The organism is Pedobacter cryoconitis (genome assembly GCF_014207135.1).
Classification (GTDB): domain Bacteria; phylum Bacteroidota; class Bacteroidia; order Sphingobacteriales; family Sphingobacteriaceae; genus Pedobacter; species Pedobacter cryoconitis_D.
Genome location: NZ_JACHCC010000013.1, coordinates 40,571 through 51,833, shown reverse-complemented (window position 1 = coordinate 51,833; position 11,263 = coordinate 40,571). Strand labels below are relative to the sequence as shown.

At 40.1% G+C, this 11,263-nt stretch carries 10 protein-coding genes and 2 tRNA genes; 4 read left to right on the top strand and 8 right to left on the bottom strand.

Annotated features, from left to right (window positions below):
- Nucleotides 1-50 precede the first annotated feature (50 nt).
- A complete protein-coding gene (locus HDF25_RS21830; protein ID WP_184628525.1) occupies nucleotides 51-944 on the top strand; it encodes a hypothetical protein in 894 nt (297 codons plus the stop codon).
- A 60-nt stretch (nucleotides 945-1,004) separates the two neighbouring features.
- On the opposite strand, the gene HDF25_RS21825 is transcribed toward HDF25_RS21830, so the two are convergent.
- From HDF25_RS21825 to HDF25_RS21800, 6 genes are all read right to left on the bottom strand, one after another.
- Nucleotides 1,005-1,078: transfer RNA gene (locus HDF25_RS21825), tRNA-Asp, on the bottom strand.
- 112 nt (nucleotides 1,079-1,190) lie between these two features.
- Nucleotides 1,191-1,997, bottom strand: a complete 807-nt coding sequence (locus HDF25_RS21820) for a hypothetical protein (RefSeq protein ID WP_184628524.1) — start codon at nucleotides 1,995-1,997, stop codon at nucleotides 1,191-1,193.
- 47 nt (nucleotides 1,998-2,044) lie between these two features.
- A complete protein-coding gene (locus HDF25_RS21815) occupies nucleotides 2,045-3,133 on the bottom strand; it encodes a hypothetical protein (RefSeq protein WP_184628523.1) in 1,089 nt (362 codons plus the stop codon).
- Nucleotides 3,134-3,341: 208 nt separating this feature from the next.
- A tRNA-Asp gene (locus HDF25_RS21810) sits at nucleotides 3,342-3,415 on the bottom strand.
- Between the two features lie 88 nt (nucleotides 3,416-3,503).
- Entirely contained in the window at nucleotides 3,504-4,577 is a 1,074-nt protein-coding gene (gene prfA / locus HDF25_RS21805) for a peptide chain release factor 1 (RefSeq protein ID WP_184628522.1), read from the bottom strand.
- A 263-nt stretch (nucleotides 4,578-4,840) separates the two neighbouring features.
- The gene (locus tag HDF25_RS21800) at nucleotides 4,841-5,602 is read right to left on the bottom strand and encodes a UDP-2,3-diacylglucosamine diphosphatase (protein WP_184628521.1); all 762 of its coding nucleotides are present in this window, start codon (nucleotides 5,600-5,602) and stop codon (nucleotides 4,841-4,843) included.
- A 203-nt stretch (nucleotides 5,603-5,805) separates the two neighbouring features.
- Here HDF25_RS21800 and HDF25_RS21795 point away from each other — a divergent pair, with 203 nt between their 5' ends.
- Nucleotides 5,806-6,816: an NAD(P)/FAD-dependent oxidoreductase gene (locus tag HDF25_RS21795; protein ID WP_184628520.1), complete on the top strand. Its 1,011-nt coding sequence runs from the start codon at nucleotides 5,806-5,808 to the stop codon at nucleotides 6,814-6,816.
- 2 nt (nucleotides 6,817-6,818) lie between these two features.
- The gene (locus HDF25_RS21790; protein WP_184628519.1) at nucleotides 6,819-7,148 is read left to right on the top strand and encodes a 2Fe-2S iron-sulfur cluster-binding protein; all 330 of its coding nucleotides are present in this window, start codon (nucleotides 6,819-6,821) and stop codon (nucleotides 7,146-7,148) included.
- A 3-nt stretch (nucleotides 7,149-7,151) separates the two neighbouring features.
- Here the strand turns inward: HDF25_RS21790 and HDF25_RS21785 are convergent, their stop codons facing one another.
- Nucleotides 7,152-8,849 (bottom strand): S41 family peptidase, encoded by a 1,698-nt coding sequence (locus tag HDF25_RS21785; RefSeq protein ID WP_184628518.1) that lies wholly within the window; start codon nucleotides 8,847-8,849, stop codon nucleotides 7,152-7,154.
- A 90-nt stretch (nucleotides 8,850-8,939) separates the two neighbouring features.
- Complete coding sequence (locus HDF25_RS21780) at nucleotides 8,940-9,155, bottom strand: hypothetical protein (RefSeq protein WP_184628517.1); 216 nt, start codon at nucleotides 9,153-9,155, stop codon at nucleotides 8,940-8,942.
- A gap of 162 nt (nucleotides 9,156-9,317) precedes the next feature.
- On the opposite strand from HDF25_RS21780, the gene nagB reads away from it, so the two are divergent.
- Nucleotides 9,318-11,246, top strand: coding sequence for a glucosamine-6-phosphate deaminase (nagB, locus tag HDF25_RS21775; protein ID WP_317618244.1), 1,929 nt, complete (start codon nucleotides 9,318-9,320; stop codon nucleotides 11,244-11,246).
- The last annotated feature ends 17 nt before the right edge of the window (nucleotides 11,247-11,263 follow it).

Below are 11,263 nucleotides of genomic sequence, written 5' to 3'. Positions count from 1 at the left end.
TAAAACCCAGTATTTTAACCGAAAATTTAATCAAAAGATAAATTAACGCTATGAAAAAAAAACTTCTGATCTCGGCTTTAATAATACTGGGACATTATTCCTATGCTCAACCCAATAGGATACTTCCTGAAGGGGATGTAGGAATCGGCACTACACTCCCCGCAGCGAAACTTGATGTAAGTGTCAGTTCTTCAACATTAACAAATAACATCAAATTTGGCGATTCGTCTCCGGCGTATTTAGTCTCAGGGACTACCGGAGTTTATATCAGCAACAATATGGGTAAGCCGCTGTTTATGATTCAGCATACAGGTAATGCAGGCCTGGGAACAATATCTCCCTTAGGGACCTTACATATAAATGGCAGTCAGGTCCTGGAGTCACCTAATGCCCCTGCCCAGCTTGTGATTAGTAACAGTACAGATATAACAAACAATTTAATGCTGGGATATGACAATACAGTTGATGCAGGAATTATCTCCGCAGCTAAACATGATGTGGGATGGAGAAATCTTGTTTTAAACCCTTATGCTGGAAATGTAGGGATAGGAATCACTAATCCAAAGGAGCGGCTTGAGGTGAATGGCACTATACACTCCAGAGCGGTGAGAGTAGACTTAAATGGATGGGCAGATTACGTTTTGAAACCGGATTATCGACTTCCAACACTGAGCGAAGTGAAAGCTTTTATTGATCAGAACCAGCATTTACCAGATATCCCATCGGAAAAGGAAGTGATCAGAGACGGATTAAATCTGGGAGAAATGAACAAATTGCTGACAAAGAAAATAGAGGAATTAACTTTATATCTGATTGTGAAGGAGCAGCAAATCAGTGAACTCAATCAAAAACAGCAGGCTCAAACTGAAATAAACCTGAAATTACAAAAACAACTCAACAGCATACAAGATCAGCTGAATTCAAATCCTAAAAAACAGGATTGAAAACAAAAAAGCTTTTAATCATATGATTAAAAGCTTTTTTGTTTATTGATATTAATCTTGCGGACCGGACGGGACTCGAACCCGCGACCTCCGCCGTGACAGGGCGGCATTCTAACCAGCTGAACTACCGGTCCGTTTTCCTGATTACAACCTAGTATAAATACTGTCTGGTTGCTTTCGGGACTGCAAATATACGTTAATTAATTAAAAATCATTTTAAAAATTCACTCATTTCAAATATATCGCCTAATTCGCTGAAAATGAGCGACTATTTTTTATAATATCTGTCAGACTTAGCCATTGCTCATCTTTTATGCCCCTTTGTTCGCCTTGCTGGGTATGATGTCCCTTGAAAAATATGACCGGCATTTGCTTTTGCCCCGGAGGAGTACTGATTTCATTTCCGTCCCTGACGATACGATGCTTTAAAGAACAGAACAGTTCAACTTTTCTGCCATCAGATCTGGCTTGAAAATCAGAAATATCCCAGGGATAACCCCAGTATTGTTTACCATTTTCTATAATGACCGGATTGACATAGACCAGGGTTCTGTCCTTTCCTGTTTTCAGATTCTGATCTATAAACATATAGTCCGCACCATCCTCATCCCCCACTGCTTCAAAAATTTCAGGTTCAGGATCATCATCCAGATTGATAAACCAACGATACAGAAATCCGTCAGTATAATATTTCAGCTTTTTGATAGTTTTAAAATTGGATGTAACCCAGTATTCATCTCCCTCACCGGTAGAATCAGGCTTCATTTTACAAATGAAATCCGGTATTTTATCTCCTGTGAAATCAACTTCTTCCACCAGGCTAATAGAATCCTTCAGATACTTTTTCAGTTCATCAGAAGTTTTTACTTTTAATGGTTTTGTAAAGCCCACTTCTATAAATTTCCGCGCCGTATCTGCAGTTTCAGTTACAGGAGTCAAGGCATCACTCTTTTGATGGATCATCACTTTCCTATCTGATTGAGCTACTTTGTCTGCACGATTCTTACAAGAGATCAAACAGGCCAATAGGATAATCAAAAATATATTTCTCATAGATAATGTTTGCCTAAAATTAACAATCTATCGTTATTTAACAAGCACTACAATTGAGAAGAAGCAGGAGTTTTGATTCCTATAGCTTTCATCTCTTGTTTCAATTTATTTATTTCTTCATTCTGCCCGATCAGATAAAGTGTAAGTTCTTCAATTTTCCTGATCAGCACCTTATTCATCTCACCAACGTCGATGCCATTTTTGATCACCTGAGATTCAGATGGAATTCCTGGAAGATGATGATTTTCATCAATATAATTCTTTACATCTTTCAGATCTGACAAACTATAATCATCATTAAATACATCATCTCCCCAACCTGTCATATCGACTTTAACAGATTGAGCATGAATAACACCACCAACAGCAAGTTTAGCATCCGGATGTGTTGTACCTATTCCCACATTACCAGAAGAATTTATACGTATACGTTCGGTACCACCGGTACCCAAGACAAGATTTCTGTCCATATCAGGCACAGTAGAATAACCTGTCAGATCAATAAACGTTTTAACATTAGCATTTGAGCCCGCTCCGGCAGAAAGTCTCAGAAATCCATCATCAGAACCTAAGGCTGTATTGCTATAAGATCCTATTTCACCAGTAACTCTCAAATTACCAATTGCTGGCCGAACCATCGCATTACTACTTGAACCTGCAACCAGTATAGCGCCATTTACATCCAGTTTCGCATTTGGTGAATTCGTTCCGATCCCCATATTACCTGAAGAGTTTACACGTACCTGTTCAATACCACCTGTACCAAGCACAATATTCCGATCCATATCAGGTACGGTAGAATAAGCACTTAAATCAATAAATGTCTTTACATTAGCACTTGAACCTGCCCCGGCAGAAAGCCGCAAGAAGCCATCATCAGCACCAAAACCCAATCCACTATAAGCACCAATTTCTCCTGCAAGTCTCGAATTTCCGACAACCGGTCTGATCATGCTGTTACCGCTCGATCCTAAAACAAGAATAGCGCCATTCACATCCAGTTTTCCATTTGGAAGACTGGTCCCGATACCTACATTATTACCAGTTGAAGTAATATTTCCGGATGTAGTAAACTGGGCCTTAGCAGTTCCCGTGACAGCAAAAGATGCAAGCATTGCAAAAAGTAATTTTCTCATAAATTTTAAACACATTAATCCGCCGCCAAGATACAAAACGAAAGTTAACAGGATTAACACAAAGTTAGAGAGAATATCAGTACATGTAATTTTTGAACATAAAAATCTCTGTTATTCATCATAACAGAGCTAGGTCAGGGAATTAATAAAAAGACGTTTCTGAAAAATAATCAAAAAAAAAAAGCCTCAGATTTCTCTGAGGCTTTTGCGGACCGGACGGGACTCGAACCCGCGACCTCCGCCGTGACAGGGCGGCATTCTAACCAGCTGAACTACCGGTCCGTTTTCCCATTTGGGAATGCGAATATAGGAACTATAATCACATTACAAAACTAATATTTCAATTATTTTTGATAAAATATATAACTCACTAAGCTGCAGAGCCCTCTTTCATCTTTTCTGCATTTTCAGCGAACTGCAATGCATCAATCAACTCCTGAACGCCACCATCCATTACTCCATTCAGATTGTACAGCGTTAATCCAATACGGTGATCAGTTACCCTACCCTGCGGATAGTTGTAAGTTCTGATTTTTGCAGAACGGTCACCTGTAGATACCATAGTTTTACGTCTTGAAGCAATATCACCATTACGTTTCTGTAATTCAATATCATATAGTTTACTACGCAGCATTTCAAAAGCGATCTCTCTGTTACCTAACTGTGAACGCTCCTGCTGACAAACAACAACCATACCTGTAGGTCTGTGTGTCAATTGCACCTTGGTCTCTACCTTGTTTACATTCTGACCACCTGCACCACCAGAACGGGAAGTCTGCAAGTCAATATCAGCCGGGTTCAGATAAAAATCAATCTCCTCAACTTCTGGTAAGACTGCAACAGAGGCTGCCGAAGTATGTACCCTTCCCTGAGTTTCAGTATCCGGCACACGTTGTACACGGTGTACACCAGATTCGTATTTCAGTTGTCCGTACACATCCTCACCAGTAACTTTCATGATTACCTCTTTGTAACCACCAGCTGTTCCTTCAGTTACATCTACAACTTCTACTTTCCAGCGTTTCTGTTCAAAGAAACGGGTATACATTCTGTATAAATCACCGGCAAATAACGCCGCTTCATCACCACCAGTACCACCTCTGATCTCGAATACTGCATTTTTCGAATCTTCCGGATCTACCGGGATCAGCATCAAACGCACACGCTCTTCGATTTCTTCCTGTTGTTTTAATAACAAGTCAAGTTCTTCTTTAGCCATTTCACGCATTTCAGGATCCTTCTCAGTAGTCAGGATTTCTTTATTCGCGTCAATGTTGCTCATTACATTTTTGTAAACCAGATACTCATTTACAATTTTGGTGAGGTCTTTATATTCTTTATTTAACTGGGCGAAACGTTTCATGTCCTGCATAGTATCAGGATTACTCAACTGCTCTTCTACATCTTCCCAGCGAATTTTTATAGCTTCTAATTTCTCTAACATAATCTTTTTATTCAGCAAATAAACAGCGCTTACAGTCTTTCCACAGCTCATAACCAGTATTAGCTACCGGAAATCACCATATCAGAAACGAATACTGAAGCAATTGATATTTATAGGATTACAAAAATAAGGTTTTTCATTGAATTATATTAGTGTTTTTCATCGGAGTATATATTGTTTTTAACGGTGATGAAGCTTTCATAAGCATATTTATTGCTATTTGTTAGCGGTATGCTTATGATGGTTTCAATGATGGTTATTCATCATGCCTGTTTATCCGGTCGTTCAAAGTACTCCAGCCTTAACTCTTCACCATCAAAAACAGCGTAAGAATTAAACCCGAACCACTCCCCGATATTATAATATTTACTGTTACTTCCCAGATCGACGATCATCGGCAGGTGCCGGTGACCATAAATAAAATAATCATAATGCTGTTTTTCCAGGACTTCCCTCGAATAAACGGCCAGCCACTCTTTGTCTTCTCCAAGGAATACTTCTTCTGTAGTTGTATTAGCTATCCTGCTATGACCTGACCACCCTGTAGCTATTCCTAAGCCAATTTTCGGAGGCAATACAGAAAATAACCAGCGGCAAACCGGATTCCTGAAAATCTTTCTCAGGATCCTGTAATTAGCATCCCCGGGACCCAGTCCATCGCCATGATGCAGATAAAAACTTTTTCCACCACGATGAATGACCAGTTCATCACTAACGATCTGAATACCCATTTCTTTGGTGAAATAATCATCCACCCACATATCATGGTTACCCTTAAAAAAATAAATTTTAGTACCACTGTCAGACATAGCTGCCAGCTTACCCAATAAACGAATATATCCTTTAGGTACAACAGTCCGGTATTCAAACCAGAAATCAAAAATATCCCCCATCAGAAATAATTCGGAACAGGAAGCTTCAATAGAAGTTAACCATCTCACAATCCGGTCTTCCCTGATGCGGCTTTCCGCATGATTGGGTGACCCCAAATGAAAATCAGAGGCAAAATACAGGTTCTTTTTCATCAATATTCAAAGATAGTCAACCATTTTATCATTCATGTTCAAAAATAAAATTTACAGCTAACCGGCCTTATCGGTATCATAAAATGAATACTTAGCCCATTAGATCAGTCGGCATTGTCAAATCTGCCTCAATTTTAAACCAATTGCATACAATCGAGAACCATTACAAACAATTTTCGTAAATTCGCCACAAATTTAAATACATGATTTCTACAGATATAGCCATCATTGGCGCCGGACCCGTAGGTTTGTTTGCAATTTTCGAAGCAGGTTTGCTTAAAATGCGTTGTCATTTAATTGATTACTTACCTCAGGTTGGAGGTCAGCTTTCCGAGATATACCCTAAAAAACCCATATATGATATCCCAGGTTTTCCGAGCGTACTTGCTCAGGAACTGGTAGATAACCTTGTTGAGCAGGCAAAACCTTTTCATCCTGGCTATACACTTGGTGAACGTATTGAGACCCTTGAAAAACGTGGAGAAGCAGATTTCGTCTTAACCACTAACATGGGTACCAAAATCGAATCCAAAGTAGTAGTAATCGCTGGTGGATTAGGTTGTTTTGAACCTCGTAAACCTGCTGTTGCCGGACTCGAGCAATTCGAAAACGGACGTGGTGTAAATTATATGATCCTTGATCCTGAACAATACAGAGGACAAAGAATGGTGATAGCCGGTGGCGGTGACTCTGCATTGGACTGGACTATTTTCCTGGCTGATATCGTAGAAGAATTAACACTTGTTCACCGTAGCGAAAGTTTCCGTGGTGCACCAGACTCCGTAAATAAAGTAATGGAACTTGCTGAAAGCGGAAAAATCAACCTGGTATTAAACAGTAACCTGAATTCTGTATCAGGGCATGGTAAACTGGAGAATGTCGAGCTGGTACATAACCGCAGTCTTGAAAAAACAAATATCGCTGCTGATCACCTGATCCCTCTGTTCGGATTAAGCCCTAAATTAGGCCCTATCGAACAATGGAACCTAAATATTCATAAAAGTGCAATCGAAGTAAATACTGATGATTACTCTACTAATATTCCCGGCATCTATGCTATTGGCGATATCAACACCTATACAAACAAATTAAAACTAATCCTTTGCGGATTCCATGAGGCTGCATTAATGAGTCATAGTGCTTACCAGTACATGAATCCTGGTATTAAATACACAATGAAATATACTACAGTTAACGGAGTAGCAGAATTTTAATAATGGAAGAAAATAATATTACAGTACATGTTCAGAATCCTGACGGCACCAGGACTTCACTGGAAGCGCCGGTAGATATGGGTCTGAGCTTAATGGAGTATCTGAAAGCCTGTGAGTACGATATTCTGGCTACCTGCGGGGGAATGGCCTTATGTGCTACCTGTTGCGTTGATGTTTTAGAAGGAGAAGAAAAGTTAAAGGAAATGACAGATGACGAATATGCCATGCTGGATACCCTGCCCGATCTTTTACCTAATTCAAGACTGGCCTGCCAGTTACAATTAAGCCATGAGATGGATGGTTTAGTCGTAAAATTACACGGAGGAGAGTAATAATTAATTATTATCGGTTCCTGCAGCGACTATTTTTGCAGGATCACCTATAGTCTTATAAGCACCTTCGCCTTTTAATATTGCAAGCATTTTAGTGGAATTACCAAGCACTGATTTTGCTGTTTCCAATTCCTTATCATACTGGAATGCTTGCATTATTTTTCCCTTCTCAAAATAATACCTGCTTACAACCTGTGTTTCCAGTACTCTTTTGATTTCCGCTTTATGCGTAAATATCTCCGTTTTTTTAGCGACAAGCATCTTAGCTTTCAATTCTTCCAGATCCTTTTTAACCATAGCCAGCTTCTGCTCCTTTTCGGCTTCAGTGCGCAGCTCTGATAATAGTCTTTCAGTAGTAGAAGTATAAGCATAGTCCTTACCATCCAGCGAACTGGCAAAAGTTGCATAATCTTCATCACTTAACTTAAAATCCATAGCCGGACTAATCGTCTCATGTTTCTTCTTGTAAGCATTTGCATAATCAAAAAACATACTTTTGCTAATCAGCGAAATTGTAATCGGGCTCAGTTTAATTGTTCCAACCTCTACATCAGGGTAAACACCACTCCCGTTATAAACACTCCGGCCTGTCTTTGTCTTATATTTAGCGATCAGAGAGTCAGCAATCTTTACATTCTTTCCCTCTGCATTCTTATGCGTATAATCAATTGCCTGTATACATCTGCCAGAAGGGGTGAAATATTTTGCGACGGTAACCTTAACCAGGCTGTTATAAGGCAGATTAAAGGTCTGTTGAACCAATCCTTTGCCATAACTCCGCTGTCCAATAATTACTGCTCTGTCCAGATCCTGCAAAGCACCTGCTACGATTTCTGAAGCCGATGCAGAGCCTCCGTTAATCAGCACCGCCAGCGGAAGATCCGGCATCATTGGCGAATAATTAGTTTTATAACTTACTGTTTTTTCAGGATTCCGTCCTTTCTGAGTAACCACAACCTGATCCTTCGCGACAAAAAGATTGACAATTTTCACTGCCTCCTGTAAAATTCCACCACCATTATATCTCAGGTCAAGAATTATTCCCTTAGGATGCTGTTTAATCAGTTCGGCTGCTGCCTGCTGTACCTCCAGCGCAGAATTCTCCAGAAATTTATCGAGCCTGATATAAGCCATATCACCAATCATTCCCGAATAGGAGACATTCGGTTGTTTAATCTCATCACGAACCAGTTGTTTCTGAATTACAGTGCCTTCTCTGACAATCAGCAGGTCAACGGCAGAACCCTTCGGTCCGCGAAGCAAACGACTTACTTCGGCACGCTCTTTTCCTTTGACTTCAATCCCATTAATTTTTACAATCTGATCACCTGGCTGAATACCCAGTCTGAAAGCAGGATATCCGTCACTGACTTCATTGACAAATAATTTTCCTTCAATGAAAACTGTACTTGCACCGATACCGCCGAACTGTGTACTCACATATTTCAACTTATATTCCTCTATCTCAGATTCAGGAACATAAGTAGTATAAGGATCCAGTGTTTCCAGCATGGCATCTATACCGCTTTTCATTAAATCTGTCGGATTTGTTTCATCCACATAGTTGACGCTGATCTCTTTATATAAAGAAGCGAAAATATCCAGGTTTTTAGAGACAAGGAACAAATCTTCCTTGAAAGACCAGGTCAGAGAAGCAATTGCAATAAGAGCAAACAGGAGTGCAAACTTATTTCGTTTCATGGGCATGCAAATTTTTAAAGAGGATGAGCTTAATATGCATGTTGAACATAAATGCTCAGCGGGCCATAGCAACAGCTATAAATCAGAGCTTTACAACCTGTTTCCCTGCGGATCAGCTAACGCCTTATTGATTGTAAATTCTACATATCTGACATCTCTTTTCAATAAAACTGTCAGTTGATCAACCAACTGATCTTCCTGACCAGGTGCAAATACCAAATTCTCTTTAGCCAAATCTCTGTATTTCCTAAGAACTTTGATTTTAACTCTTTGTGCCGTTTCAGGAGTAAATGTAAAGCTTGCCATAATTTATTCTTTGTTGCAAAAATATAAAAAAAAACAGCAGATCGTTAATTTAAACAGGCTCTAAAACAAATTCACAAAACCTTAACAGGGCAGACTCCTTTTTTTGACTCATTGACCAAATACTTTTTTATATTTACGTCTTCCTTAAATCCTCAAAACACCATAATAAAAATGGCAAGATTAAATCTTTTGGAAGAAACACGTTTTGAAAAATTACCTGTTTCAGTATTTGATAATCCCGCAACAGCATCCCTCAATGTTGCACACCGAATCGCTAATCTCATCAGAGACAAACAAGAAAAGAAGCAGCAGGCAGTTATAGGCCTGGCTACTGGCGCTACACCGATTGCTGTGTACGCAGAACTTGTTCGTCTGCATCAAGAGGAAAACCTGAGTTTCAGCAATGTCATTACTTTCAACCTGGATGAATACTATCCTATGCAACCCGATGCTGCACAGAGTTATGTAACCTTCATGAAGGAACATTTATTTGATCATGTTGATATTCCTAAAGAAAACATCAATATCCCGGATGGTACACTGGCTTTAGAGGCAATTCCGGCATTCTGTCTGGATTATGAGCGGAAAATCGGTGAATTAGGCGGTCTGGATATTCAGATCCTCGGTATCGGACGTACAGGACACATTGGATTTAACGAGCCTGGTTCCGCACCAAATTCAGGAACCCGTTTAGTTACGCTTGATGACCTGACAAGAAGAGATGCTGCAAGAGACTTTGGCGGAAAATCTTTCGTTCCGGCAAAAGCAATTACCATGGGCATAGGCACTATTTTCAAAGCCCGTGAAATTATCCTGATGGCCTGGAACCAGAAAAAAGCTTCTATTATTAAAAAAGCTGTTGAAGGAGAAATCTCCAGTGAAGTTCCTGCCACTTATTTACAGCTTTCTGATCACGTAGAATTTATCCTTGACAAGGATGCAGCTTCATTATTAACCCGTTTTGACACTCCATGGCTGGTTAAAGATTGTATCTGGGATGATAAGTTAACCAGAAAAGCAGTAATCTGGCTGGCTACGACACTTCAGAAGCCAATCCTGAAATTGACAGAAGACGACTTCAACAATAATGGCATGGCACAACTGGCCATTGAAAAAGGCCCTGTATACAACATTAACATTCATATATTCAACAAATTACAACATACAATTACTGGCTGGCCAGGAGGTAAACCCAATGCAGATGATTCGCAGCGTCCTGAAAGGGCAACACCAGCGAAAAAGCGTGTGGTCATTTTCTCTCCGCATCCCGATGATGATGTAATCTCTATGGGTGGTACCTTCATTCGCCTGGTAGATCAGCATCACGATGTTCATGTAGCCTATCAGACTTCTGGTAATACCGCTGTATGGGATGATGACGCTTTGAGATTTGTAGAGTTCAGCATAGATTTCGCAGAAAAAATGGGTCTGGATCAAAAAGAGCTGAAAGGCATTTACCAGAATATGCGCACTTTTATAGAACAAAAACTACCTAACCAGGTGGATACACCAGAGATCCAGTCAGTGAAAGGACTGATCAGAAAAGGCGAGGCTATTGCAGGAGCCCGCTATTGCGGCCTGGAAGATGACCATATCCATTTTATGGCATTACCTTTTTATGAGTCCGGCAAAAACAAAAAGAATCCGGTGACTGAACTCGATGTTCAACTGACTATTGATCTTCTTCAGAAAGTTAAACCTGAGCAGATTTTTGCCGCGGGGGATTTCGAAGATCCGCACGGAACACACATCGTTTGTTTTAATATCATTATCGAGGCTATGAATCGTCTGCGTCAGACAGAAAAATGGGCTCAGGATTGCTGGTTGTGGATGTATCGCGGCGCATGGCTTGAGTTTGATACCCATGAAATTGAAATGGCTGTTCCATTGAGCCCTCAGGAACTGCTGAAAAAGAAATATGCAATCTTCAAGCACCAGTCGCAAAAAGACAGAGCGGTGTTCCCTGGTGACGACGCAAGGGAATTCTGGGAGCGTGCCGAAGACAGAAACAGAGAAACAGCCAAAGCCTACGATGAGCTTGGACTGGCAGAATATGAAGCCATGGAAGCTTTCGTACGCTGGAAGTTTTAGTGCTTTTCAATAAATTA